Here is a 25,925-nt window from a genome sequence, read left to right on the forward strand (position 1 = left end):
TTGCATCCTCGCTCTTTTTTTGTTTCTCTTTAACCAACTGACAACCTTGGAATATCTTTATCTAAAACGATTGGAACGTTCTTTTGAGCAATGCGTTTGATCGTCCAACCCATTTTGGCACAGATGGCTTCTGCGGTCATCCAAGAATAGGAAGGCAAATCGGTTGCATTGGCAATTTCTTTGTCAAATCTTGCTTGGTCATAGCCCACACCATGTGCTTCTGCTAACGCTTTTCCATAGTGTTCGACATCATAACTGACTTCCCCACTGATTTTTTGTACGTCATTCATGCCAGCAGCCAGCAGCGTTGGAAACAACACCCAGTAAATATCTTGCATTCCTGTTCCTGAAATCGTAACGTTGTTGGCTTTTGCGATTTTATCCAAACGATTGGTTTCTGCAACCGAAGTCGTCCAAGGATATAAAGTTTCTTCACTGATTGTTAAAACATTGACTTCATAGGTCAAGGGTATCTCTAAACTTGGCATGAAATCTTTGATATAACTAGCTATCGTGACTAATGCCACATCGGCATCACAGTTTTGAAATACTTCGTGGGGATCGTTAGAGATTTTCACTCCTAAAGCTTGGTCATATCCTAAATATAGCCCTAGATCCTGACCGATCGCCTCTGGACGATTGTCTACAGCTCCAACGATTTCAATATCTTTTGCCATGGCATATTTGATAATCTCTTTCGACATTTTTCCACAGCCGACTTGGACCATACGAGTTTTTTTAGTCATTGTATTTCCTTCACTTTTTAGAAAATTTTTAAACGAGCTCACGAATATCGTCAACGGTTCGCTCAAAAACTTCCCCCACTTCAGGACAGGTCAGTTTTCCTTTATAGGTACTGATTCCTGGTAGGATCTCTGGATACGTTTGGATGACTTCTGTCAGTGATTGGGAGGCTAAGCCCTTGATATATCTCATCGTGACATTCGTTAAAGCTAACGTAGACGTTTGAGGAACTAAACCTGGCATATTCGCAACCGAGTAGTGGATCACTCCATGTTTAACGAAAGTCGGTTCTTCATGGGTGGTTGGCTGGCTCGTTTCAAAACAGCCGCCTTGGTCAATCGCAATATCCACTAAGATCGTTCCTTCTTTCATCTGTTTCACTAATTCTTCTGTGATAAGATGTGGGGCTTTTTTACCTGGTAATAAGACTGAACCAATCACGATATCGCTAGTCAACACCATTTTCTCAATATTCGCTGGGCTTGAGTAGAGGGTTTTTACTTGTCCATTGAACATCTCTGACAATTCACGTAAGCGGTCGACATTGATATCTAAGATCGTCACATCTGCTCCTAATCCGTGCAAGTAATGTGCCGCACTCACTCCGGCGATCCCACCACCTAAAATAGTTGCCTGAACTGGTAAAACACCTGTTACACCTGAAATCAATTTTCCACTTTGCTTCGCTAAAATCTCCGCACCCAATAGACCGCCTAAACGGCCAGCGACTTCACTCATTGGTGCGAGTAATGGGAATGCTCCGTTTTTCGTAACCATTTCATAGGCAATCGCTGTTGTTCCAGATTTGATCAATGCTTCAGTCAATTCAAGATTTGCGGCTAGATGCAAGTACGTAAACAAAATCAAATCGTTTCTAAAGTATTGATATTCTGATGCTAGTGGTTCTTTGACTTTCACGACGATTTCTGCCGACCAGACTGTCTCTGGATCAGCTTTGATTTGAGCGCCAGCTTCACGGTATTGACTATCTGTAAAGCCTGATCCTTCCCCTGCACGTTCTTCTACATAAACGATATGACCTGCTGTTACTAACTCTTTGACTCCTGCGGGTGTCACGCCTACACGTTTCTCTGAATTTTTGATTTCTTTTGGTACACCAATGATTGTCATATTATATCCTCCTTTGAATTATTGTTGCTTTTGCCACTCCTCAAAGCCCATATGGATCGCATCGAATAGTTGATCTGCGTTTTCCTTTGAAAAGGTCAACGATGGTGAAATGATGATCGTTTGTAGTTCATCGCGGAGCAAGACTCCTGCATTGATGGCATAATCAGCAACTGCTTGCACATTTTTTGCTGTTTGTTCCACATCATATTTCCCTGTATTCTCAAAATCGATGGCGATCATCAAGCCTTTTCCACGAACATCACTAATGCAGTCATATGTTCCTTCAAGTCCTTTTAGACGTGCCAATAAATATGCACCGACTTCACGGGCATTTTCAACTAAGTTTTCTTCTTCCACAATACGTAAAGCTTCTAATGCTGCCACACAGCCCAGCGGGTGTCCACCGTAAGTATGCCCATGGATAATGACATTAGCTCCATTGGTCGCTGATTCGATTCCTTCAACGATGCGTTTGTTAAAAACAGTAGCCCCTAGTGGAACATATCCAGAAGATAATCCTTTCGCTAGCACCATGGCATCTGGTTTGATGCCCCAGCCACGACTACCAAAAAGATATCCTGAACGACCAAACCCTGTCACCACTTCATCTGCAATCAATAAAATATCATAAGTGTCACAAACTTCCCTTAAAGCTGGCCAATAAGAAGTTGGTGGAACGATGATACCGCCAGCACCTTGGATCGGCTCAGCAATAAATGCAGCAATGTGATCTGCGCCAATCTGTTCAATCGTTTCAACTAGTTCAGCGATACAGTGTTTTGTTAATTCTTCTGGATCTTGGCAATTCCATTTATTTTTCTTCAAATGCGGGGAAGAGACACGTACACAATCTTGTAAACCTGGACCAATAAATTCCCGATAGATTGGGTTGCCACCTATCGACGTTCCACCATAATGCATCCCATGATAGGCTTTTTCCAATGACAGAAATACTTTCTTTGTCGGTTTACCGACTGCTTGCCAGTATTGTCTTGTGATTTTTAAAGCAGTATCTACTGAATCACTTCCTCCAGAAGTAAAGAATACTTTCGCCATCTCTTCTTCTTGCGTCATTTGAATGATTTTTTCTGCCAATTCATATGCCTTGGGATGGGCAATATTCGTAAACAATTGATAGTAAGATAATTTTTCCATTTGATCAGCAATTGCTCGGTTCATTTCAGGGCGATTATGACCAACGTTCATACACCATAATCCACCGACACCATCGAGTAATTTTCTCCCCGTATCATCATAGATAAAATTCCCATCTCCACGTTCGATAACGATCGTTTCCTCTTCACTTGCTCGAGTATCCGTCATCGGATGCCAAAAATACTTTTTCTTGCGATTGTTCATATTATTCTCTCCTTTATCTGCTTTCCTGTTTACATGTTAAGACTAAAGGGTAGAACAACTCTAAGGTCAATCTTTTTTTATTCTTTTAATAAAATCGCTTACATTAAAAAAAGTAAAAAATCACTTATATAGAAGAAAAAATACTTTTGTGATTTTATTTGTAAAGCATATTGACCTTATAACGATTCTAACCTCTAGGATGTAATTGAGGAGGAGTGGTACACATGCACAGCTGATTAAATAAACAAATTAAAACATTCACAAGAATTGAGGAGGAAAATTTAAATGTCACTATCAGAAACATTAAGCAATGTCATCAACATGGAAATTATCAGTGCGATCACTTCCACACTGTTTATTATATTATTAGGTTACTTTTTAAGAAAGCGTGAGGTTTTCTCATCAGATGTCGGAAAGACTTTGTCTAAGGTCGTCTTAACTGTCGCAATTCCTGCATTAGCTTTTAATTCGTTTATGCAGGACTTGAATGATGAAGTATTGAATCAAGGAATCAACATTTTGATTCTCGGAATCTTAGTCCACGTTTTCTTGATTTTTCTAAGTAAATTCTTCTTTTTTAGATATGCACCAAATAAAGAAGACACATTGCGTGTACTCTCTATTTTCGGGTCAACAACATTCTTCGGTATTCCTGTCGTCGGTGCAGTCTTTGGCGCAGAAGGGATTTTGTACGCATCGATTTTTAACATTGGTTATCGTATCTTTTTATACTCTTATGCTTATCTAAAAATGAGCGGATTGAAAATGGCACGCAAGAATATTAGAGAAATGATCTTGAACCCAATCGTATTGGCAACGTTTATCGGATTATTTATTTGGCTCTTCCAAGATAGCTTACCTCAAATTGCTCAGTCTAGTTCTGAATCTATTGCTTTTTTAAGAATCGATCAGACGTTGCCATGGCTATTTAAACCTTTGACGTTCCTCTCTAGTTTAGCCTCCCCACTCGCTTGGTTGGCAATCGGGATCACATTAGGCGATCTGCCATTCGGAAAAACCCTCAGCAGTCACACCTCTTGGTACTATTCATTCATCAAAGTCATTGTCTTCCCACTTGTGATTTTACTTTCACTTTTACTGTTGAACGTAATGAATATTTTACCAGTGAACGCAGTTGGTCTAAGTACAATGATCATTATGATGGCTACTCCGGCTGCAACAGTTGCGGTTGCTTATGCCATCAACTTTGAAAAAGAAGCAGTACTTGCCTCTAACGCCTCTTTACTTTCTACACTCTTCTCGATCGTGTTGATCCCTATCTGGATCATCGTCTTAAACTTGCTTGGAAATTAAAGCCCATTATATAATTAATTAACGAAAGGAAACTATACTATGAAAAATTTAAATGTTGTATGTTATGGTGTTCGCCCTGCTGAAAGATCACTCTTTCAGCAGTTGAATATCCACGGATTCAATTTGAATCTCGTAGAAGAATTATTAAATGAGACAAACTATACAGAAGCCAAAGGAATGGATGCCGTCATTCTTAGAGGTAACTGTTTAGCAAATCGCATAAATATCGAACGTTTTGCCCAATTCGGGATCAAGTTCCTACTCACGCGTACAGTTGGGACAAATCACATTGATTTAATGGCAGCTCACGATCATGGAATGCAAGTGGCGTATGTACCATTTTATTCACCAAATGCAATCGCTGAATTATCTGTTACTTTAGCAATGATGCTTTTACGTAGAACAACTCATACAACGAATAAAACAGCTTCTTATAATTTTACCGTTGATCGCTTTATGTTCAGTAAAGAAGTCCGAAACTGTACAGTTGGGATCATTGGTGTAGGGAACATCGGACTAACAGAAGCAAAACTTTTCAAAGGATTAGGCGCAACGGTGATTGGTAATGATCTATATCCAAGTGAAGAAGCAAAAGCATTCATCGAATTTAAGTCTCTTGATGAATTACTGGCAGAAAGTGATATCGTCAGTATCCATATACCTTACATCCCGGGTAAAAATGAACGTTTCATTAATAAAGATTTTATCGAAAAAATGAAGGATGATGCGATTTTGATCAACACTGCTAGAGGGGAATTACAGGATAATCAAGCAATCCTTGATGCGTTGACGAGCAAAAAACTATCTGGATTTGGTACAGATGTCTTGCCTAATGAAGCGCTGATTTTCAACAAAAATTTTGATGAAGATCCATTATTGATCGATGCAACAGCTAAAGCGCTGATCGATATGTATCCGCGAGTGATCGTTACACCACATATTGGTTCTAACACCGACGAAGCAGTATCTAATATGATCGAAACAAGTTTTGACAATCTCTATAAAATGTTCAATCAATTGGACTGTGCCAACATGCTTTCTAGTTAGGCTGGAGCATTGACGTCAAAGAACTAGCGATCTGATATTGGGACAGAAGTGTTTCCCCTCAACAAATAAGGCGGCAACCATAAAAATTGCTCTTCCAATTTTTGTGGCTGTTGCCTTATTTTAAAAGAGACTACTTGATTCCCGCCGTTGACTCATTTCTATAATCACAGACGAAAGTGAATCTTACGTGTGTTTTAACTACTTTTCTTTCAATCATCACAAAAAATAGTAAGACAGAATCCCCAGAAAATCAAAGAATACTTTCTGGGGATCCTGCCTTATTTTTCAAAGCTGAATACTTCCGTCCAACCTCAATTATTTACTCGTGTATTTTTCCCTTTGCCGTTAATGCAATAGAGTCATACATATGAGTATTTGGCTCGTTGATCAAAGTTGCAAGGTATTTCCCTACAGTTTGTCGGCTGATTTCACCAATGAGACTTTTTCCGTTTCTATTCTCGATACGAATATCCTCGATAGTTTCATTATCGGTTAGCCAATTAGGGCGGATGATGGTGAAGTCTAGCTGACTGTTCTCAATCAAATCTGCTGCAATACGCTGATCCCCTAAATAAGTATCAGGATCGCGATAGTCGCCCAACTCTGCAACTGCTTCTTCGTCATTGAAGTCAACTTCACCGTAGATCCCAAGTGTTGCCATCCAATATACGCGTTTGATCTTATTCTGGTTCATCGCCTCGATCACATGTTTAGCTAAAGGCACCATATTATAAGGACCTAAGCAAGAATAGACGATATCAATGCCTTTCATTGCATGAACCAAATCATCTAGATTCATCGCATCACCAATGATACTTCGCTCCTTATCAAAGACTTTATCCGGATTTCTCAAAAATAAAGTTATATTCACAGTAGGATCATTTTTTAAAAATTCATAGCTATATTTAGCAATTGGTGCCGATGCACCAAGAATCAATACGTTCTTTTTCAATCTATTTCCACCTTTAGTTTTGATTTTTTACTTGTACAACGCTCCTCCTTTGATAAGATGAGTAAAGTATAAGGCTTAGAACGACTCTAACCGCAAGTATTTATTCGCATCTTTTATTACAATCAGTATTATTCTCAAAAAAGCATCTATTCCAGAAAGGGTTTTAGTTATATGAAAAATACGCAAAAAATAAAAAAATTATTAACCGCCTCCATCATTGCAGGAACCGTTTATGGTCTTTTAGCGCTACTTACGGGATTGATGATCAATTACAATGTCCTCTTGCTTGATGGTGTCTATACGATGGTCGGTGCACTGATGTCTCTGATCGCATTATATATTGCTAAGTTTATCCAGACACAAGATTTTGAACGTTTTCCATTTGGAAAGGAATCGCTGATGCCCTTGGTTGTTTTTATCCAATACAGTGTCATCCTATTGATTTCTTCCTATGGTCTGATTGAGTCTTTTTTCAGTTTGCTTTATGCAGATACCTACGTTGATTTAGCGATTGGCTTGCCCTTTTCTTTGTTTGGGACACTCTTTTGTTTTGTCTTTTATCTTTATTTGAAAAAAAATCCGATCAATCATTCCTTTTATAAGGTAGAACTAGAACAATGGCGCTTCGGTTTTCTATTCAGTTTAGGAGTCGTGGTCTCGATCATCGTCTCTGCTTTACTAGCAAGAACGCCATATCTTGCCATCGCACAACTGATTGACCCAGTGATTTCTATTGGAATCACCATTTTTTATATTTATCTATCGGTGACTGAAATCAAAAATGCCACGTTAGAACTTACTTATGCACCCCCAAAATATGAATTACGCGAAAAAATCTTGTTAGTAGTTGATAAGCTCTTGCAAAATGTCGCCATCGAAACCTATGTCTTACGAATCGCAAAAGTAGGGGATCAAGTCATTCTTGAACTAGATATCGTGATTTTGCCTGATAGTGAATTAGATAGTATCCGCGCGCAAGATCGGCTTAGAGATAAACTCAACCGCAAAGTAACTGAAGGTTTCTCTGACTATTCTTTATGGCTGAATATCAACTTTATCGGTGATCTCAAGTGGGCTTAAGAAAGAGCGTACTTTATAAAAAAACAGAAGCTCCTCCAATACGAAAACGATTGGGAAGCTTCTGTTTTTTTCAATTGATCTGTGTTTAATTATGACTTAGAAAGGTAGATCTATTTAACAACAATCGTTTTACTTTCAAACTGTGCGAAGTCAATGGTGAATGTGTGCGTTTGACTATCATAGACAATCCCTTCACTCGTAGACACCACGTCAGTAAAATCACTTGGTAAAGTAAGTGTTACTGGTTCAGTTTGTTGCGTTGGATTGGCAATTGTATAAACTGTTTGTTCTGCCTTCGTTTGTTTTAGTAAAGAAATTGGTTTATTCGTTTTGATCCCTGCTATTTCTCCGCCTTGTTCTTGCCAAAAATTGATGCCTAAATAACCAGAGATTTTCACTTCGACTGCTTGGATTTCTTTGGTATTTTGCAAAATCGCAACTGGCTGTTTTGCTGCATAATCTGCTAATTCCGATTGAGTCTTGCCGGGCAACATCACATAAGCATATTCTGCATCTTTTGGTTGCTGTCCATGATTGATTGAGAAGGTGCGGTAGTCACCTGTATATGGTGTATCACTAGGAAATGCTTCATTGATTTCTCGATAAGTACCTGTACGTGTCTCACTGATCACATCGACTGTTTCCTTTTGTGGGAAATAATAACCGATCGACGCATGTTGATGATCTGATTCTAACAATAACCAAGAGGCTTCCTTCGCTTGTTGTGACTGATCAATCATTCCTTTATCCGAAAGCACTTGATACGTATATGAATCATTTAATAAGCGATTATCAACGATTGTTTCGATTGAAGCAGTTGTATCTCCTGTAATACCGGCACCTAAGGCAATGATTTGCCCATCCAATGTAAACCATGACTTCTTCCCTTGAACATTCATCGGTAAGGTCGTTCCATTGTTTTTTGTTCCTTCTTTGTTAAGAGCCATTCCTACTACACCTTGATCTCCAGCAGCGGCACCGCCTATCCATGTTTCATTTGAAGTCACTGTAGTAAATGCTGAAATTTCATCTGCTAAAGGTACTGTATCAATGGTCGTACCAGGTAAACGATAAGGATCGACTGTTGGCCAATAACTCGGACCGAATTGGACTTGGTCATCATTGTAAAGATAAATCATCCCGTCAGACGTATGCCAGCCTCGTTGATTTTCCAGATTTCCTGCTTCAAATGAAGAGATTCGCTTCGAATACATGCTTAATCCTAAATGGTAATTCTCTGTTCGTTGGACAAACCGATCCATTGCATGGTACATCTTTGTTCCGATGAACGGTAGTTGCTTACCCATCACCGTGGTATTAGCCAATAGCTCCGTTGTCATCATCAAATCATTGTAATCTCTCGTATTCGTCAAATAATAGTTAGGATTAGACAACATCCAATATTTCACTGCTTCTTGTAACGCTTTTTGCTGTGTTTCAGGTGCAAATTTCGCCACGATCATTAAATTGTACATCGTTGTCGATCCGTAACCCGTTTTTGTCGCTGCTGGTGCTCGAGAAATGGAGCGACCGTTGACTAAAGGCAACATTTCACCTTGATACACTAATGGGATAAATGCCGATTGTACGTTATCAACAAAGGACTTTATTTGATCAGCTGTCAACGTATAGCGAGATTCTTTGACGATCGATAAAATTTGGCCTACGCCTTTGACTAGTACATTCCCATAAGAACCTGTGTAAGGGATCGTTTCATGCTGGACAAACGAACCATCTTGATAAAATCCATCTCCATGGTTCACTAATTTAAAGACGTCTGTAATACTCTCAACTGCTTGTGTAACTTTCGCGGGATCATTTTGTAAGAGACCTAGTCCTAAGACAGTTTGCGCTAAATCTGTGCGATTCGCACCAGTTGTTGAAAAATTTGGTATAAAATCAAGCGCGACAAAAGTTCCTTGTGGTTTAGTGTATAGTTGTTTAAATGGATCGGGTACATATTTACTCAACACAGTCGTATACTCGTGCAGCTTCTCTCCTGGCACTTCTCCATCAAGTATCATCAAAATCGCCACAAATTTTTGAGCTACTCCGATTTGCCAATCCCACCAATTGCCATGATACTTTGTTCCATCATAGCCTTTTTTTGTGATCATAAAATCTAACCCACTTTGAATCGCTTGACTGATGTCTTCATCTTGATAAAAACTTGTCCCATTCGTTCCATATGCTAACGCTAGTTTTTGCAACTTTGTAAATTGCGTGGTTAAATCTGCCGAAGCGGTATTCCCAGATTCTAATGGCCACAGATACGTGCGGTCAGGATCTTGATTCATTGTCTCGTAAAGTTTTTCTGTTTCGTCAGAAAGAGCGTTTACATAATTGGCAATCGCTGGATTAGCTAAATCGGTCGTTGTTGACACAAGTTGATCTTTCCAGTTTGCTTTCATTGTTTGAAATTCTTCTGTCGGTTCTTCCACTTGCAGACTATTGACCGCTCCACTACGCATGGAATAAATAGTTAATTTACTCTCATTCCCAAATAACCGAATCCCTGAATAACCTGACCAGTCCCCATTGATCGTTGTCCCATCAGAATAAAGAACTTCTTGATTTTCATACAACAAACGGTCGTTCAAATATGCTTGGAACGATGTTCCTTCATATCTTAGTAACAATTTATAGGTTTGTCCTGAAATCAGTGTAGGACCTTTGATGGCTGTCAACCATTTCCCCCCAGGCTGCCCCAATTGCCATTCACCATCGCGCATATAGGCAAACGATTGCCAGTTCGATGTCGTCTGATCGTTTCCTCGAAAAACTAGTCCAAAATTGGTCTGTCCCTCATATAGAAACGTGTATTCTAGATCACCTGAGCTGCGGACACCTGCATCTAGTAATAACGACACAGACTCAAATTGTTGATTAACCTTCTGATTGGCGATCTGTAACCGATTCTCGTTGGTATGTTTATCTGCTTTTCCAACAATGTCTTGCCAAGTACCTAAATACTGCGAAAAATCTGACTCATAGTTTCCTGATGTCGTACTTTTTTGTGTTTCAGTTTGTGTTTCTTCTGCACCGACTTGTTGACTGTACCCTAACCCAATACCAACGAATAAACTACACCCTAATGTCACCACTAATTTTGTTGACCAACGCTTCATTTTGTTCTCCTTTTTGATTATAGATATTTTTTGAACTAAAAAAATCTGCAAGAAAGGCGCATTCTTATTTCGAACGATTCTTTCTTGCAGATCGGATCACGACCTTGCGATCACTTCATTCATTTTTTATGAATCATTTAAGCTAAGATCCCGGCAGCACTTAATGCAATCGAAAGAATCAAAATGATCCAGATCACGCGAGTTGAATTCAATTTCTTCTGACCTAACATCCAGTAAGTCAATAAGACTAATAAAACCGGTACTAATGAAGGTAAGATCGCATCTAATGTATCTTGAACAACTAACTCCACCCCATTTTGTTTGTAAACGAAAGGAACCGTTGCTTTGATAACTGACGGAATCAAGGCACCAATAACTGTGATCCCTAAAACAGTTGCTGCGTTAGTGAATGCTGTTAGTTTATTTTTCAGAGTCGTAACTAATTTAACTCCTTGCTTATAGCCAAGTGGTAATAATGCTGCTCGTCCAAAAAGTAAAGCGATATTGGCAATGATCCAGATCACACAGCCAACGACTGATCCGCTTTGTGCCAATGTACCTGCGATTGAACCAAAAATCGTTCCCCAGATGACATGGAATAATGAATCGCCTACCCCTGCCAATGAACCCATCAACGCTGTTTTCAACGCGACAATCGTATCTTTTGCTTTGTAACCATCTTCTTCTTCAATTGCCACATCGATCCCCATGATCAAGTTCCCAAAAATCGCATTCGTATTGAAAAATTGATTGTGGGTATTCATCATATCTTGTAATTGTGATTTGTCTTCCCCATAGAATTTTTTCAGTACAGGTAAAATACCATAGAGATAACCGGTACTCATCATACGCTCATAGTTCCAATTCAATTGGCTACCAAGGATATAGCGCCAACTGATGACATTCAATTCTTTTTTCGTTAACTTTTGATTACTCATCGCCATCAAAACCTCCTTCAAGTGTTCCAGTGGTTGTCACTGTTTGAGCAGTTGCTTCTTTTTCGTTATCTCGTTTGAATACTAACAATGCAGCAATAACACCAACGATTGAAATACCAAGCATTGGTACTTGTAGATAGGCTGATAAGAAGAAACCTAAAAGTAAGTAAGGAATATACTGTTTTGCTGGTAAATAATGTAAAAGGATGGCCACACCGACAACTGGTAGTACGCCACCTGCTGTACGTAATCCATTCATCAACCATTCAGGTGTATTTTCTGTGATTGTTGAGACTGCTGCATCACCGACTAGTAACATCAATAAGATCGGAATTGCTCGAGAAAGCCCCCATAGGAATGAACCAGATAATACTAACCGTGGGATACTGTTGATACGCATATCTTCAATCGCACGATCTACACGGTGTAGCAAAAAGACATTACAGAAGCGAGCAACGACATCAAGCTGTAGCATCAGTAATGATACTGGTACAGCTAGACCGATCCCATATTCCGCGCCTTTACCAGAAATCACAGCAAACGCCGTTCCTAATACAGCGCCAGTAAAGAAGTCGGGTACAGATGCACCTCCAAAAGCCGCAATCCCTAAACGCATCAATTGAAGGGTTCCCCCTACCATCAAGCCAGTTTCTAAATCTCCCATGATCATCCCGGAGATCATTCCCGCAATGGCTGGTTGTGTCAACGTATTTGAAATAAGTGAATCATTGATTGCAATAAAAGCATAAACTGTAATAAGAATAATTTGATACATGGCTAAATGTTGCATGATTATTTCCTCCTAAATCACTTTCTTAGTTTTTCCATAAAATCGATGACTGGATCATTTGGTACCAGTTGAGCGGTCACTTTTATGTCTTTGGCTGCGATTGCTTCAAACACTGCTTCTTCTTCTTTCATGACCTTGATGCTTTTCGTGATTTCTCTCGCACCTTCTTTATGACTCATGTTTCCTACATTGATTGCAGCCAGCTCACCGCCCGCTTCTAAATACCGCAAGACATCTGTCGGATTTTTAAAAAGTAAAAAAATACGTTGCTTGCCATATTTGCCAGATTGAACATTTTTTGCCGCCGCAGCAATAGTTAAAACGGATAGCCGCATAGATGTAGGCGCTGCCATTCTTAATGAAGATTTTTGTAAAGAATCCATTGCTGCCTCATCATTGATCACGATGATCCGTTGTGTATTCAAACTTGTGGACCAAATTCCTGCAACTTGACCATGAATCAAGCGTTCATCAATCCTTACATTGACAATATTCGCTTTGCCTTTAAATTCCTTATATTGTGCTAGATCTCCCTCTACGGCTTGCGTTTCTTCCGCTTCTGTTGCGATCATCTTGTTTTTGACATCTACGATACCCCCGCGTGCCAAATCGATCAACGCCTCGATCGTTGCTTGTGGATTAAGGGTCGCTTCCATGACTAAAGGTAAAGACATCCCAGCAATAATTGTAACTTCTTCATCTTCTAGGTAATTTTTTAGCGCTGTGTTACATGGTGTCCCACCTAACAGATCTGCAATAATCAAGGTCGAACCGTTAAGGGCTTTCATTTTCTCAGTTAATTCATGTTCAAATTGTAAATTATCGCCATCTGGTCTTAAAGAAAGTGTGTGGACATGTTCTTGCACGCCAACAATCATCTCTAAACTGGCTTTGACTCCATCGGCCATGCTACCATGACTGACCAATAAGATATTTCTCATCTCTCTTCCCCCTTAAATAAACATCTAAGCTACTTAACATGTTAGCTATTGATTACGTACACTATATCACATATCAACTCAAACGTAAACCTAACATCTTAACATATTATATTTTTTTCTTAAAAAATTTAGATCCAAAATTAATCCATTGCCACAAACAAGTTAACATGTTATGGTAAGATTAATTGAATACCGCAAAAAAAGGAGGTCTCATGTGGTGATTCCCAAATATGAACAAATTAAGCAAGAATTATTAGCTGAAATCAAAAATCATTTATTTGTTCCTGGAGATAAGTTTTACTCAGAAGCAGATATCAAGAAAAAATATTCTGTCAGCTCGATCACAGCCGTTAAAGCATTGAATGAACTTACAACCGCTGGCTATCTCTATCGCGTCCAAGGGAAAGGGACCTTTGTTTCTAAATCAAAAGTCTCTCAATCAGTCAAATTCTCAGATATCGAATTACATTCATTAGATAAAGAGAAGGTCAAGGTCGTTTCGATAGAAGAAGCGCAAGAACCTGAAATTTTAGAAGAACTTGGACTACCAAAAATTGGTTCTTATTATCGCATCAAACGAGTGCGATATTTTGAGGATATCCCTTTCCTTGTGCATATCACTCATCTGCCAAAACGTTTGGTCAAGGAACCTATTAGTAAAGACTTAGCCCATTACTCTAGCATTTACGAACGAGTGCGAAAAGATTTCGGGATCGACCTCTTCTCTCTTTCATCTGTCGAGACGAATGAGATTGTTTTTCCTGATGATCCTGAACTATTGAATTTGTTGAAATTAAGCTTCCGCGAACCGGTAGTAAAGCAAATCAAGCATTCTTTCCTAGCCGATCGAAGCGTAGCCGAATATATCATTAGTTATAAGCACTGGAAATACTTTAAGACGAAAATCGAAGTTGAAGCAGAATAAGTAGAACGGTAATAGCCTTAATTTCGCACCCATTGAATGAAATAAGCAAAACCAGAAGGAATCCATCAGACCGTTCTTTGAACGTTTTGTGGATTCCTTCTTAACTATATATATATCTATCCATGATCAGAGTTACCTACTTAAAAAAATAAATAAGGTTATTTATTTTCCAAGCTTTCTGTTTTTTTATTTTGCCATTCGCTTTTTCTGATTATTTAGGTTATACTAGTTTAAAGTTAATATGTTAACAAATTAAGAGGAGTGGTATGATGGGATTACAACAAACAAAAGATTCCCTTATTTCCATCAGTCAGTCTGTCGATAGCGCCTGGCTAGCGAAGCAAATTGATTGGTGTTGCCAAAAAATCGAACATAATATGACACGCTACGGTCTAGATTTTCCGTCGGCTTGCGCAACAAATGGGATCTATCGGATCAAACCTAATGATGACTGGACGAATGGCTTTTGGACTGGCATGTTATGGTTGGCTTATGAATGGACTGGCAAAGAGAAATTTCTCGTACGTGCCATGGAAAATATCCATAGTTTCAAAGAGCGTTTAACCACACATCACGTATTAGATCATCATGATATTGGTTTCTTATATAGTTTATCTGCTGGTGCAGGCTATCGTTTAACCAACAGCTTATTATGCAAAGAAGAATTGCTTCAAGCTGCAGATGTCTTACTTGCACGTTTTCAAGAAAAAGGACAATTTATCCAAGCCTGGGGCGCGTATGGCGATCCAAAAGAGTATCGCTTGATCATCGATTCATTGATCAACTTACCTTTACTGTTCCAAGCTTCTGAGATTTCAGGTAATGATCATTATCGAGAAGTAGCAAAGAAACATTACGAAACAGTGTTACGTACCGTTGTTAGAGAAAACGCAACAACTTTCCATACGTATTATTTTGATCCTTCAACCGGTACACCAACTCACGGTGCCACACATCAGGGAAATAGCGATGCGTCGATTTGGGCACGTGGACAAAGTTGGGCTGTTCTTGGGATTCCTTTAAATGAAAGTTATTTAAGAACTTCATCTTTACCTAAAAATTATGAAGCAATCGTTGATGTCTTTTTGACACATTTACCAGAAGACCTTGTTCCTTATTGGGATTTTGATTTCACAGATGAACATCCTTCTGACAAAGATAGTTCCGCCTTAGCAATCACCGCCTGTGGATTATTAGAAGCCGCAAAAATGGAAGCGTATCCTCAGTCTGAAGAATTAGCGAAAGGAATGCTCTACCAATTAGGCGAACATTACACATCCTTGTCCGAACCTGATAATGAAGGTCTACTACTACATGGCGTGTATGCCCATGCAGAAGGTAAAGGAATCGATGAACCTAATCTTTGGGGCGATTATTTCTACCTAGAAGCTCTGATGCGTTTAGCAAAACCCTCGTGGAAAAAATATTGGTAAGGAGAAACCAACATGCAAACTTTTGAAATAAAAGAAGACTTTCTTTTAGATGGGCAACCGATCAAATTGATCAGTGGCGCCATTCACTATTTTCGTCTTCCTCAATCACAATGGGAAGATAGCTTATATAACTTGAAAGCATTGGGCGCAAATACTGTCGAAACCTATATTCCTTGGAATATCCATGAACCCAAAGAAGGCGAATTCAACTTCGAAGGAATGAATGATTTCACTGCTTTTGTTGCACTTGCTCAACAACTCGGACTAATGGTGATCCTACGTCCTTCTGTATACATTTGTGCAGAATGGGAGTTTGGCGGTCTACCCGCTTGGTTATTAAAAGAACCAGGTATTCGTTTGCGTTCGACGGATGAACGATTTATGACAAAAGTCAAAAAATACTATGATGCCTTACTGCCTAAGATCCTACCTTTGCAGATTTCAAACGGTGGCCCTGTTATCATGATCCAAATCGAGAATGAATATGGTTCTTATGGAATGGAAAAAGCGTATCTACGTGAAACGAAGCAACTACTAGAGAATGCCGGAATCACTGTTCCTCTATTTACTTCTGATGGTGCTTGGAATGAAGTATTGGATGCTGGAACGCTGATTGAAGATGATGTATTCGTCACTGGTAATTTTGGTAGTCATTCTAAAGAGAATAGTGCGGTCTTGCAAGCCTTTTTTGAGAAGCATGGGAAAAAATGGCCCTTGATGTGTATGGAATATTGGGATGGTTGGTTCAATCGCTGGGGCGAGCCGATCATCAAACGAGATGCTCAAGACCTAGCGAATGAAGTCAAAGATATGTTAAAAGTTGGTTCTTTGAATCTGTACATGTTCCATGGAGGCACCAATTTTGGTTTTTATAATGGCTGTTCTGCTCGTGGAAATACCGACTTACCGCAATTGACAAGCTATGACTACGATGCGTTGCTCACTGAAGCTGGTGAACCTACAGAAAAATATTATGCTGTCCAACAAGCAATCAAAGAAGTTTGCCCCGACGTATGGCAAGCAGAACCACGTACAAAACAATTAGACTCTCTTGGGAGTTACCCAATTGATACTAGCGTTTCTTTACTAAATACAAAAGAAACACTAGCAAAAGCGGTACCTACCGCATATCCTATGACGATGGAACAAGTCAGCAATGGATATGGCTATGTCTTATATTCCTTAGTGCTGAAAAACTATTACCATGAAAACAAAGTGCGGATCATCGAAGCAAGTGATCGAGTTTCCGTTTATGTGGACGAAACCTATCAATTGACGCAAGACCAAACAACGATCGGTGAAGAGTTCATGATCCAAGGAAAGACAGAAAGCGAAGAAATCCAATTAGATGTATTAGTAGAAAATCATGGAAGAGTCAATTATGGCTCAAAATTGAATAACCCGACCCAAACAAAAGGGATTCGTGGCGGAATCATGCAAGATATCCATTTCCATCAAGGCTATCTACATTATCCTTTGCCACTATCAGCCGAGCAACTTCAGCTGATCGACTATCAAGCTGGCAAAAATCCAGCTCACCCTTCGTTTTACCAGGTATCATTTGATGTAGCCGAGCCGGTAGATACGTATATCGATTGTTCCAACTATGGTAAAGGAGTGATTTTTGTCAATGGGATCAACCTTGGCCGCTATTGGAATCGTGGACCGATCTATTCACTTTATTGTCCAAAAGATTTCCTTAAAAAAGGGAAAAATGAAGTGGTGATTTTCGAAACAGAAGGCGTCGAGATCCACTCTTTAGATTTTCTCGCAGAACCGAAAGTTGAGCAAAGTGTTTGATAATGATAACTAAACAAAGACGAGGGTCATCATCTGATGACCCTCGTCTCTTTTCGTTGACAGTTATTCATGTTCTAATTCAATTTTCTTGGGTTGTTCTTCTGCTGGAACTTGTTCAAACTTCCGCAATAAATAAATCTTACGAATGTTCAATACTAATGTTTTGATCACCGCATACACAGGGATACAGATCAACATTCCCATGATCCCAGCAACACTTCCTGCACCGATCAATACTAAAATGATCGTTAGTGGATGAATGTTCATTGTTTTTCCGAAGAGTAATGGCTTGATCACATTGCCATCCAATTGTTGGATAACAAGAATAGATAACGCCATGTAGAGTGCTTGAAATGGCGAAATAAACAGTCCGACAATAATAGCTGGTACTGCACCAATAAAAGGGCCAACGTACGGTATGATATTCGTCACTCCGCAAACGACTGCCAGCAACAAACTATACGGCTGCTTGAAAATCGTCATTGCAATAAAACTCATCACGCCAATGATCACTGCATCCACGATCGTGCTACTGATATAAGCAGATAGTGTTTCATTCAACTCTCTGACCGTTTGGCGTAATTCTCCTCGAATTGCTTGAGGAAAGAAAGGCGATAACGCATCGATAAATTTATGTCCATCTTTGAACATAAATAATAAGATGAATGGGACAGTAAACAATAAAATAAAGAATTGCATCATAAAAGAAAGAATTCTTGAAACGCTCCCTGTCAGACTAACCAACAAGATATTGAACAAGTTGCTCAACGACAAATTGGCAGACGCAAACTGTTCTTCTAGATTCAATGAACGAAACTCTTCTCTTTGCATGATCTCAGTCAACCAACGACTTGTTTCGTCTGCATATGCAGGGATACTTCTGGTTAATTGCACTGCTTGATCAACCAATTGAGGCAAGATGTTCATGACGGTCAAAAAGACGATCACTAATAAAACGATCAATGTCAATAGATAGCCCAACACGCGTGGTACTCGATGTTTTTCTAAAAACAAGACAACTGGATTAAACATGTAATAGAAAAATCCAGCAATGATCAACGGCATAATGATTGCAGATGCCATTCTCAAAATCGGGTGAAACACATTTGGCATACGTAAAATAAAGAAAACGCCAATAATCGTTAAGACTAATTCCACTGTCCAAAACAACAATTTTGACTCTTTGAACCTTGAATACATAGATATCCTCCAAATTTCATGCTTACAGATACTCTTATTTTATCATTTATTCATCGGTAAAGCGCTATTTTTTCTTTTATTTCTTGTTATTTAAAAAAAGTGGTTACTCAGGTAGATAAACTAACCAGATGTAAGTTAGTAATATTTTTATACGTGGATAATTCTTCGATCACTTCTGCATACGTCAATCCTTTTGGTAAATCGATCGTATAAACATTCTTATAAATACGGTAATCATCCACAAATTTTACATCAAAATTGACATCCTCGATCGTAATGTTTCTTTTTTCAAAATAATCATTCAAGAAATCCTTGGTTTCTTTTCGATGAATAAATTGAATCACTAATTTTTTTGTTGTTGGTACATGGATGATGCGCTTCACTACAGTCAATGCAAACACAATACCGACGAAACTAATGAGTGCAATGGCATAAAAACCCATTCCGATTGCAATACCCAATCCTGCGATTGCCCAAAGTGATGCTGCGGTCGTTAACCCAGTCACTGATTGTTTCGTAACAATGATCGTACCTGCTCCTAAAAAGCCGACGCCACTGACAACTTGTGCGATCAAGCGAGCTTCATCTGAACGGAGGGTCCCAACTAATTCAGGATACTCTAATGCATTTCTCAACGCACCACTGGCAATTTCCACTTGGATCAAGGCAATAATACAAGCCCCCATACAAACCAAAATATGTGTACGCATCCCTGCTGGACGGTTTTTATATTGTCGCTCAAAACCAATTGCTCCGCCAAAAAGCAATGCGATACTCAATCTTATAATAATTTCTGGTATGGATAAAACCATATCCTCCATGAATATCCCCCCTCCTATCAAATATAGCACGACTAAAAAAAACAAACAAAATATAACTATTTTTTATGACCTAAAAAAAGCCACTGTGCCAGATCATCTGATAAAAACCAGATGATCTCCAGTGACTGAAATCTTTTCTATTATAATTTGCTTGCTGCTGCTTCATCAACAATGACTATCACGTCATCATGATTTTGCAAAGCACTTGCTGGCATATCTGTGGTAACAGGTCCGTTGATCATTCCTTTGATTGCTTCTGCTTTACTTTCGCCATAAGCCATCAAGACGATTTTTTTACCGTTTAGAATTGAGCCGATTCCCATAGAAACTGCTTTCGTTGGGACGTCTTCCACTTTATCAAAGAAACGTTTATTGGCATTGATTGTTGATTCAGTTAAATCAACAACACTTGTTTTCCCATCAAATGGAGCACCAGGCTCATTAAAACCGATGTGACCGTTTTGACCGATCCCTAAAATTTGGATATCGATTGGATGTTCTTCAATGATTTGGTCGTAGGATTGACAAGCTTGATCTAAATCAGCTGCTTTTCCATCAGGTACGAATGTTTCTTTAAATGGTTTCTTGTCAAATAATTCAACATTCATAAAATGGCGGTAGCTTTGATCATCTGAGCCACCTAGTCCAACATACTCATCCAAGTTAACAGAAGTCATGTTACTGAAATCCATGTCGCTTGAAGTCATTTCTTTATATAAAGTGATCGGCGTACTCCCTGTGGCTAAACCTAGAACTTTCGCACCATTTTCCATTCCATCTTTAATTATCTCAAAAGCTTTTTTTCCGCCTTCTTCAGCATTTTTCACACGAATGATTTCCATAACGATTACTCCTTTTGTTTTGGTATAGCCCAATTATAGCACCTTTATTTCAAAATGGCAATATCTGTATAGACCAAATATAAAAAAATCATTTATTAAGGTGTAACTATCATTATTCCGTTTACCAAAACAATCCCCTACAAATTTGAAAATAAATAATAGGTAAACAAAACATATCACAAAATTTCGTTCTTATGAGAATGATTCTAGCCTCTCTTGAAATTCTGATGAAAGGATATGGATTGAGGGTTTCTTTTTAATCTGTACAATGAGCTTTTTAGCGATCAAATATTGATTGATTTGTTTTAATTTAGGATAAGATATATTAAGGTGTTTTCTCAATTCAATATCTGTAATATATTCATTTACCTCATTATATAAATGACCTTGAATCAATACAAATAATACTTCAACCATATCTTTGTCTTTCAGATCCAATTGTTTAAGATTATTAATTGCATTATCTAGTTTGGCTTTTGCTATCTGTAGCTCTTCAATCACCTTAGTTTGTCCATCAATAATCAATTGATACATATTTTGTACAAACAGAGTCAAATCCGCTTTATTTCTCGGATTTGAAACTTCTTCGAATAACTTTCCATAAGCTTTTTTATCATGTGTGATTGCATTTGAAATTGTGATCCCAGTTAAAAGTAGAAAAAAAGTTAAATCTAGAGTTATACTCTTCCTCGAATTCGTTTCTATTTTCATAAAAAGTAATTTTTAATGGTATATAGCTCATTTTCACCACTTCTCCTTCACTCTATTTTAATAAAAAAACCATTTATTAAAATAGAATGCAATTTTTTCTTGATAACCAAGATATAAATCCATAATTATGCTATAACAAAATATACCAACTAAAAAGAACCTATCCTCTCCTTTAGTTGGTATACAAAATTTATATAGTTAATTAATTTATTCTAGCTTATTTTTCTTTTATCAGGATAAATAATTGCTTGAAAGATAAACGCGCACAATTGGAAAATCAGTCCCGTAACAGTCACACCTACCCAACCATAATGCTGCCACATCATTGAGCCTAATAAAGAGCCTGTTGCTCCACCGATAAAGTACATAAACATAAAAATCGTGTTGTTGCGGTTACTTGTTGCTTCGCCAAGACCTTGTACTCTGCTTTGATTCGCTACTTGCCCGAACTGGTTCCCAACATCTAATAAAATGATTGCAACTAATAGGACAGCAACATAGTCACCCGCAATGAATAAGGCTAGGAAACTGATTGTCTGCATCACTAAGCCCATGCCAACGATTCTTCTTTCTGAATAACTATCCGCCAAGCGGCCCACGATCGGCGCAGCTACTGCTCCCGACAAACCAAAGATTGCCAAGATCCCTGCTTCAAAAGTTCCCCAACCATAGGCTGGGCTACTGATATAAAAGATCAGCGTTGACCAAAAAAGCGAAAACGTTCCAAACATAAAAAAGCCATTGATTGCAGCTTCACGCAACAATCGTTGCTCTTTGACGAGTTTCGGTAAGCTTTTTAGTGAGGCAAGATAAGAGACTGTTGACTCTTTTTCCAACGTTCCTTGTGTTCTCGGTAATTTTAAATAGAGTAGCACAGTGAGCGCTCCAACTAGGCAAAGGGCAAATAGGTAAACACTACGCCAAGAAAACCAACTAGCAAGAAGTCCTGAAACAGTTCGAGAGAGCAAGATGCCCATTAGTAAACCACTCAATAAGATCCCCATGGTTTTTCCTCGCGCTGCTGGTCCTGCAAGTACGGCGCCGTAAGGAATAATGATTTGTGGAACAATCGATAGTAGACCAATCAAGAAAGAAGCAACTGCAAATAGAGCAAAGTTTGGTGCGAAAAAGGCTGCTAATAAGGATAGTGCAGATAATCCCGCCATGCGAATGATCAATTTAGGTCGATCGACGACATCCCCTAATGGAACTAAAAATAATAATCCTAATGCATAGCCTAACTGAGTCAGCATCGTCAACAAACCCACAGCACTCGTATTGACTGATAAATTTGCCGCTACTTTTGTGCCAATTGGTTGGATATAATACATATTTGCGACGACTACCCCACAGGTGATCGCTAATAATAAAATCAATGATTTCGAAAGCGGTGTTTGCTTATTCATTTCCATCGGATTCCCCCATTTCCTTTCTTAGTTTACAACTTCTTAGAATAATTGAAAACAGGGAGGCTCAAATAAAATAAATAAAGTTATTTAACTAAATGTTTTCTTCGATCTCGATAGATAATGACCACCAATACTGTTAAAACTAACACACTAGCGACCAAAACAAGTGCTTTTATATGTTCCCCATGAAACAATGCTTCTCCGCCACACGCATATAAAAGGGAAGATGGCACTACGCCGATAAGGATCGATAATAATAACTCACGAACCGAAAGATTTAAGGAGGTTGCGGCAAAGTTAACGACAGAAGACGGAATCACCGGTACCATATAGCCGATCATGACTCCTATTTTTGGATGCTTCATCCGACGTATTGCTTTGACCCAACGATTCTCTTTTTTACTATGATCCATAAAGGTTAAATGTTGCATCAAAACGATCGATAAGATATTTCCAAGTGCATTGCCTGTTACATTGATAACTGTTCCTAGAAATGGACCATAACTTAGGCCAACGACCACACCGATCACAGAAGTAGGAATACCTGGCACCGCACACATCAAACTGATCAATAACGTCAAAATAAACGCAGCAGATACTCCGTGTGAACGAATTTCTCGCATCCATTCTTTGCGACTTGCCCGTGGATCTAGCAATAAGTGGATATCTGGTCGATACTCTAAATAAAGTTGATAGCCAACAAACAAAATCAGCAGTAATCCTAAACCAATCAGTGTATTACGTATATATTGCTTTTTCATAGCGACTTCTTCTCCTCCTCAGACTTACTCACTGTTAGTGTATCATTAGATGAGGAAACAGAACAAACGTGATACTTAAAATACCAGACTTTCAATCACTATTATTCTAAACTTGCTGAAGACAATACAATTCGCTCAAAAAATACCGGAACTACTCATGTTAAAGTTTCGGTTCATAATCATGAATAGAAAAAGATTTAATTACTTTTATTTTGCAATAATTCACTGCTTTTAGTTTACCTTGGTGGCTTTAATATCTGGCTTTCTAATTTTTCATTTATTAATATTTCCTATTTCTTTCTACATCGTAAGAGGATTTTTCGATTCATCAGACTTTACTATCAGAAGATTTATTGTACATGAAGTCTATAGCTACGTTTAAATTCAATATTTGCCATTTTCATCACTGCTTTTATTGCTTCATCTGAAGAGTCGAATTCATACTTACTCTTTTCGAATCCATCTTCAACTATTGTATATCGTTCTTGATCATAACTGATAAGTAAATAGCGATCTTTTTTGAACGTAAGAATTTTTAACTTAAAACAATCCTTCGATTTAAATTTTCTTTTCAAAAATTGCTTTAATTGCTTTTTACAAATCATGTTCATTTTACTATGCCTCTACTTTCTTGATAGACTTAGTAATTCTGTGATTTTTATTGAATCGATGAATAAATTTGTTTACTTCTTTATCAAATAATTCTTTTTTTAACGTTCGACTAATATAAAAAACTTGTACCTTTTTATCCTCTATCATAAAAGCAATTCGGAAATTTTCTTTTCCTAAGCGGATTTTCATTTCATAAATTGATTGTTTTACAGGTGTATCAACAAGTTTGATTCGATAAAAGTTGTGTGTCAAGTACTCATTCACTTTATATAAGATTATTTCTTGATACCTTTTTGATTGATTCTCAGAAAATATATTCAGAATTTCTTTACTGACTTTAACTTCATATGTCATGCCTATCCCTTCTTACATATATTTTTAAAGTTTATCTATCCACACTTTCTCACTGATAACCTTTATGAAATTAAGTACGTGTTGTCCTTCTATTGCTTTGCCTGATTAAAGTTTCAATCATTGTCACTTTTCTATGATAGTGACATTTGCTTTTCCACAAGTTAATTCTTGTTCTAATATTGACTTTATTTGCAATGCACATTCTTTTGAAAATGGTTCAGCTTCTTCCCATGATCCTAATAATGGATAATTATGGCGTACTGTTTTAACATACTGTTTATTTTTTACTCCTCGCGTTTGGACTTCTACATAATACATAACTATACCTTCTTTGTTAAATTATTTATGTAAAGGCTACTCTTTCAAGCAGCTGAGAAAAAAGTGTCAGAAAACACAGAAGATCATGTACCACAACATAATTATAGTCTATAAAAACAAGGATTTTTATTCGTTTTAATTATATCTGCTATAAAAAATACCACCCGAAGGTGGATGGGAATGGCATTTAGTTGGGAGTTGGTTTGCGCGACGATTTTAGTATAAAAATTATTCAGAACATTAATTAAAAAACGGAAAATATCCCACAAGTGTCATTGAGGGAGATTTTACTTTACTAAGCTCTAAATATTTAGAATTATTCGTATTTTTATAAAGTAGATTTCTATATTCGTTCACTGTTTCAAGATTTAAATCGTCTATGTCATAGTTTTGCAACAGCTCACTATCAATATCATTCTGCGAGTCTACGATTAGATATTTAAATTGTGCATCATCTGCAATACGATCTCCATCGTCTGTTCTAATATATGTTTTACTTTTGTTATTGTTTATATAAACAGGTCTTCTTTCATACGATGCTTTGGGTACATTTATTTCTATAATAGATTTACCTGATACTTTGAATGTTTGAACATCTTCATTAGTAAGTAAATTAACACTAACTTTTTGTTTATCATGAATACAATTCCAAAATTCCGTAATAACTTTTTCTGGGTTGTCGACTCCAACTATTTGGTATTCTTTTTTGGATACTAGCTCTTCTATACCTAAAATTATAATTCCGCCATTAGTATTTGCAAACGCACTATAAGTTGACCATACATCATTCGATAGTTTAGTTTGAGACTTTTTAAACTCAAGTTGGAAATTTTCTCTTGGTTCTGTGAAGATTTCATCTTTCAATTCAATAAACTTAATTTTTTACACCCCCTGATCTTAATTCAAAAGCATTTCAAAAGTATTCTTCTTTGAAAAAAGTTGCTATTTCAACCTTTCCAAAATAAATATACTCAATAGTCTAGATAAATCAAAAGTATTTCAAAAGAATTGACAATATAAAAATTCGAGATATAATTTTAGGTTTAATATATTTTAATCTGAATATTATGCCCATCATTAGATAGAGAATAACTTTAATGAGAGGTTTTTTTGTATACTCTAGGACTCGAACCTACACCCCTTCTATTATGAGCTAAATACTCTATCTAACTAAGCTAAAGGTACAGGTTGTTACCACTAATTTATTTTTGAGTATGTAAATGAGAAATCGCGGCAACAAACTTGTTATCATAATAAAGGTACGTGTATGGACGGTTATGAAATTGATTATTTTGATATGATGACAAAAATATTT

23 protein-coding genes are annotated in these 25,925 nt (G+C 37.8%); 6 read left to right on the forward strand and 17 right to left on the reverse strand.

Annotated features, from left to right (window positions below; translation table 11 throughout):
- Positions 1–29: 29 nt before the first annotated feature.
- The 3 genes from IGI79_RS11750 to IGI79_RS11760 are packed head-to-tail and all read right to left on the reverse strand — an operon-like array spanning position 30 to position 3,234.
- Entirely contained in the window at positions 30–746 is a 717-nt protein-coding gene (locus IGI79_RS11750; RefSeq protein ID WP_229053926.1) for a hypothetical protein, read from the reverse strand.
- A 28-nt stretch (positions 747–774) separates the two neighbouring features.
- The gene (ald, locus tag IGI79_RS11755; RefSeq protein WP_104775724.1) at positions 775–1,875 is read right to left on the reverse strand and encodes an alanine dehydrogenase; all 1,101 of its coding nucleotides are present in this window, start codon (positions 1,873–1,875) and stop codon (positions 775–777) included.
- A gap of 18 nt (positions 1,876–1,893) precedes the next feature.
- Positions 1,894–3,234 carry an aminotransferase class III-fold pyridoxal phosphate-dependent enzyme gene (locus IGI79_RS11760; protein WP_104775725.1) on the reverse strand — a complete coding sequence of 447 codons (1,341 nt, stop codon included), beginning with the start codon at positions 3,232–3,234 and terminating at the stop codon, positions 1,894–1,896.
- Between the two features lie 285 nt (positions 3,235–3,519).
- Here IGI79_RS11760 and IGI79_RS11765 point away from each other — a divergent pair, with 285 nt between their 5' ends.
- Positions 3,520–4,548 carry an AEC family transporter gene (locus IGI79_RS11765; protein ID WP_438846012.1) on the forward strand — a complete coding sequence of 343 codons (1,029 nt, stop codon included), beginning with the start codon at positions 3,520–3,522 and terminating at the stop codon, positions 4,546–4,548.
- A 39-nt stretch (positions 4,549–4,587) separates the two neighbouring features.
- Positions 4,588–5,595 (forward strand): NAD(P)-dependent oxidoreductase, encoded by a 1,008-nt coding sequence (locus IGI79_RS11770; RefSeq protein ID WP_335883084.1) that lies wholly within the window; start codon positions 4,588–4,590, stop codon positions 5,593–5,595.
- Between the two features lie 319 nt (positions 5,596–5,914).
- On the opposite strand, the gene IGI79_RS11775 is transcribed toward IGI79_RS11770, so the two are convergent.
- Entirely contained in the window at positions 5,915–6,547 is a 633-nt protein-coding gene (locus IGI79_RS11775; protein WP_104871550.1) for an NAD(P)H-binding protein, read from the reverse strand.
- 171 nt (positions 6,548–6,718) lie between these two features.
- On the opposite strand from IGI79_RS11775, the gene IGI79_RS11780 reads away from it, so the two are divergent.
- Positions 6,719–7,627, forward strand: coding sequence for a cation transporter (locus IGI79_RS11780; protein WP_271552652.1), 909 nt, complete (start codon positions 6,719–6,721; stop codon positions 7,625–7,627).
- A gap of 110 nt (positions 7,628–7,737) precedes the next feature.
- Here the strand turns inward: IGI79_RS11780 and IGI79_RS11785 are convergent, their stop codons facing one another.
- The 4 genes from IGI79_RS11785 to IGI79_RS11800 all read right to left on the reverse strand — a co-directional run bounded on the left by IGI79_RS11785 (position 7,738) and on the right by IGI79_RS11800 (position 13,424).
- On the reverse strand, positions 7,738–10,755 hold the full coding sequence (locus tag IGI79_RS11785) for a polysaccharide lyase 8 family protein (RefSeq protein ID WP_195475597.1): 3,018 nt from the start codon (positions 10,753–10,755) through the stop codon (positions 7,738–7,740).
- Positions 10,756–10,892: 137 nt separating this feature from the next.
- Entirely contained in the window at positions 10,893–11,693 is an 801-nt protein-coding gene (locus IGI79_RS11790; protein ID WP_029593929.1) for a PTS system mannose/fructose/sorbose family transporter subunit IID, read from the reverse strand.
- On the reverse strand, positions 11,686–12,483 hold the full coding sequence (locus tag IGI79_RS11795) for a PTS mannose/fructose/sorbose/N-acetylgalactosamine transporter subunit IIC (protein WP_010734299.1): 798 nt from the start codon (positions 12,481–12,483) through the stop codon (positions 11,686–11,688). Before IGI79_RS11795 ends, IGI79_RS11790 begins: the two co-directional genes overlap by 8 nt.
- 17 nt (positions 12,484–12,500) lie before the next feature.
- Entirely contained in the window at positions 12,501–13,424 is a 924-nt protein-coding gene (locus tag IGI79_RS11800; protein ID WP_019722286.1) for a PTS mannose/fructose/sorbose transporter subunit IIAB, read from the reverse strand.
- A 217-nt stretch (positions 13,425–13,641) separates the two neighbouring features.
- On the opposite strand from IGI79_RS11800, the gene IGI79_RS11805 reads away from it, so the two are divergent.
- The 3 genes from IGI79_RS11805 to IGI79_RS11815 all read left to right on the forward strand — a co-directional run bounded on the left by IGI79_RS11805 (position 13,642) and on the right by IGI79_RS11815 (position 17,582).
- Entirely contained in the window at positions 13,642–14,349 is a 708-nt protein-coding gene (locus IGI79_RS11805; RefSeq protein WP_195475595.1) for a GntR family transcriptional regulator, read from the forward strand.
- Between the two features lie 269 nt (positions 14,350–14,618).
- Positions 14,619–15,782, forward strand: coding sequence for a glycoside hydrolase family 88 protein (locus tag IGI79_RS11810; protein WP_438846013.1), 1,164 nt, complete (start codon positions 14,619–14,621; stop codon positions 15,780–15,782).
- Between the two features lie 12 nt (positions 15,783–15,794).
- Positions 15,795–17,582 carry a glycoside hydrolase family 35 protein gene (locus tag IGI79_RS11815; protein WP_019722289.1) on the forward strand — a complete coding sequence of 596 codons (1,788 nt, stop codon included), beginning with the start codon at positions 15,795–15,797 and terminating at the stop codon, positions 17,580–17,582.
- A gap of 63 nt (positions 17,583–17,645) precedes the next feature.
- Here IGI79_RS11815 and IGI79_RS11820 read toward each other — a convergent pair whose 3' ends face one another.
- From IGI79_RS11820 to IGI79_RS11860, 9 genes are all read right to left on the reverse strand, one after another.
- The gene (locus tag IGI79_RS11820) at positions 17,646–18,782 is read right to left on the reverse strand and encodes an AI-2E family transporter (RefSeq protein ID WP_019722290.1); all 1,137 of its coding nucleotides are present in this window, start codon (positions 18,780–18,782) and stop codon (positions 17,646–17,648) included.
- A 107-nt stretch (positions 18,783–18,889) separates the two neighbouring features.
- A complete protein-coding gene (locus IGI79_RS11825; RefSeq protein ID WP_019722291.1) occupies positions 18,890–19,603 on the reverse strand; it encodes an MgtC/SapB family protein in 714 nt (237 codons plus the stop codon).
- Between the two features lie 140 nt (positions 19,604–19,743).
- Complete coding sequence (nagB, locus tag IGI79_RS11830; RefSeq protein WP_019722292.1) at positions 19,744–20,445, reverse strand: glucosamine-6-phosphate deaminase; 702 nt, start codon at positions 20,443–20,445, stop codon at positions 19,744–19,746.
- A gap of 192 nt (positions 20,446–20,637) precedes the next feature.
- Positions 20,638–21,156 carry a hypothetical protein gene (locus IGI79_RS11835; protein ID WP_019722293.1) on the reverse strand — a complete coding sequence of 173 codons (519 nt, stop codon included), beginning with the start codon at positions 21,154–21,156 and terminating at the stop codon, positions 20,638–20,640.
- 212 nt (positions 21,157–21,368) lie between these two features.
- The gene (locus tag IGI79_RS11840; RefSeq protein WP_019722294.1) at positions 21,369–22,568 is read right to left on the reverse strand and encodes an MFS transporter; all 1,200 of its coding nucleotides are present in this window, start codon (positions 22,566–22,568) and stop codon (positions 21,369–21,371) included.
- Between the two features lie 80 nt (positions 22,569–22,648).
- Positions 22,649–23,326, reverse strand: coding sequence for a TVP38/TMEM64 family protein (locus tag IGI79_RS11845; protein ID WP_019722295.1), 678 nt, complete (start codon positions 23,324–23,326; stop codon positions 22,649–22,651).
- A gap of 615 nt (positions 23,327–23,941) precedes the next feature.
- Entirely contained in the window at positions 23,942–24,292 is a 351-nt protein-coding gene (locus IGI79_RS11850) for a hypothetical protein (protein WP_019722297.1), read from the reverse strand.
- 123 nt (positions 24,293–24,415) lie between these two features.
- The gene (locus tag IGI79_RS11855; protein ID WP_019722298.1) at positions 24,416–24,610 is read right to left on the reverse strand and encodes a hypothetical protein; all 195 of its coding nucleotides are present in this window, start codon (positions 24,608–24,610) and stop codon (positions 24,416–24,418) included.
- 240 nt (positions 24,611–24,850) lie between these two features.
- Positions 24,851–25,474, reverse strand: coding sequence for an AlbA family DNA-binding domain-containing protein (locus tag IGI79_RS11860; RefSeq protein ID WP_019722299.1), 624 nt, complete (start codon positions 25,472–25,474; stop codon positions 24,851–24,853).
- Between the last annotated feature and the right edge of the window lie 451 nt (positions 25,475–25,925).

The organism is Enterococcus sp. AZ084 (genome assembly GCF_051714905.1).
Classification (GTDB): Bacteria; Bacillota; Bacilli; order Lactobacillales; family Enterococcaceae; genus Enterococcus_B; species Enterococcus_B pernyi.

Bases quoted from the DNA above. Each gene is read 5' to 3' on its own strand.
- IGI79_RS11750 (WP_229053926.1), bottom strand. From the start codon at position 746: ATGACTAAAAAAACTCGTATGGTCCAAGTCGGCTGTGGAAAAATGTCG.
- ald (WP_104775724.1), bottom strand. From the start codon at position 1,875: ATGACAATCATTGGTGTACCAAAAGAAATCAAAAATTCAGAGAAACGT.
- IGI79_RS11760 (WP_104775725.1), bottom strand. From the start codon at position 3,234: ATGAACAATCGCAAGAAAAAGTATTTTTGGCATCCGATGACGGATACT.
- IGI79_RS11765 (WP_438846012.1), top strand. From the start codon at position 3,520: ATGTCACTATCAGAAACATTAAGCAATGTCATCAACATGGAAATTATC.
- IGI79_RS11770 (WP_335883084.1), top strand. From the start codon at position 4,588: ATGAAAAATTTAAATGTTGTATGTTATGGTGTTCGCCCTGCTGAAAGA.
- IGI79_RS11780 (WP_271552652.1), top strand. From the start codon at position 6,719: ATGAAAAATACGCAAAAAATAAAAAAATTATTAACCGCCTCCATCATT.
- IGI79_RS11785 (WP_195475597.1), bottom strand. From the start codon at position 10,755: ATGAAGCGTTGGTCAACAAAATTAGTGGTGACATTAGGGTGTAGTTTA.
- IGI79_RS11790 (WP_029593929.1), bottom strand. From the start codon at position 11,693: ATGAGTAATCAAAAGTTAACGAAAAAAGAATTGAATGTCATCAGTTGG.
- IGI79_RS11795 (WP_010734299.1), bottom strand. From the start codon at position 12,483: ATGCAACATTTAGCCATGTATCAAATTATTCTTATTACAGTTTATGCT.
- IGI79_RS11800 (WP_019722286.1), bottom strand. From the start codon at position 13,424: ATGAGAAATATCTTATTGGTCAGTCATGGTAGCATGGCCGATGGAGTC.
- IGI79_RS11810 (WP_438846013.1), top strand. From the start codon at position 14,619: ATGGGATTACAACAAACAAAAGATTCCCTTATTTCCATCAGTCAGTCT.
- IGI79_RS11815 (WP_019722289.1), top strand. From the start codon at position 15,795: ATGCAAACTTTTGAAATAAAAGAAGACTTTCTTTTAGATGGGCAACCG.
- IGI79_RS11820 (WP_019722290.1), bottom strand. From the start codon at position 18,782: ATGTATTCAAGGTTCAAAGAGTCAAAATTGTTGTTTTGGACAGTGGAA.
- IGI79_RS11825 (WP_019722291.1), bottom strand. From the start codon at position 19,603: ATGGAGGATATGGTTTTATCCATACCAGAAATTATTATAAGATTGAGT.
- nagB (WP_019722292.1), bottom strand. From the start codon at position 20,445: ATGGAAATCATTCGTGTGAAAAATGCTGAAGAAGGCGGAAAAAAAGCT.
- IGI79_RS11835 (WP_019722293.1), bottom strand. From the start codon at position 21,156: ATGAAAATAGAAACGAATTCGAGGAAGAGTATAACTCTAGATTTAACT.
- IGI79_RS11840 (WP_019722294.1), bottom strand. From the start codon at position 22,568: ATGGAAATGAATAAGCAAACACCGCTTTCGAAATCATTGATTTTATTA.
- IGI79_RS11845 (WP_019722295.1), bottom strand. From the start codon at position 23,326: ATGAAAAAGCAATATATACGTAATACACTGATTGGTTTAGGATTACTG.
- IGI79_RS11850 (WP_019722297.1), bottom strand. From the start codon at position 24,292: ATGACATATGAAGTTAAAGTCAGTAAAGAAATTCTGAATATATTTTCT.
- IGI79_RS11855 (WP_019722298.1), bottom strand. From the start codon at position 24,610: ATGTATTATGTAGAAGTCCAAACGCGAGGAGTAAAAAATAAACAGTAT.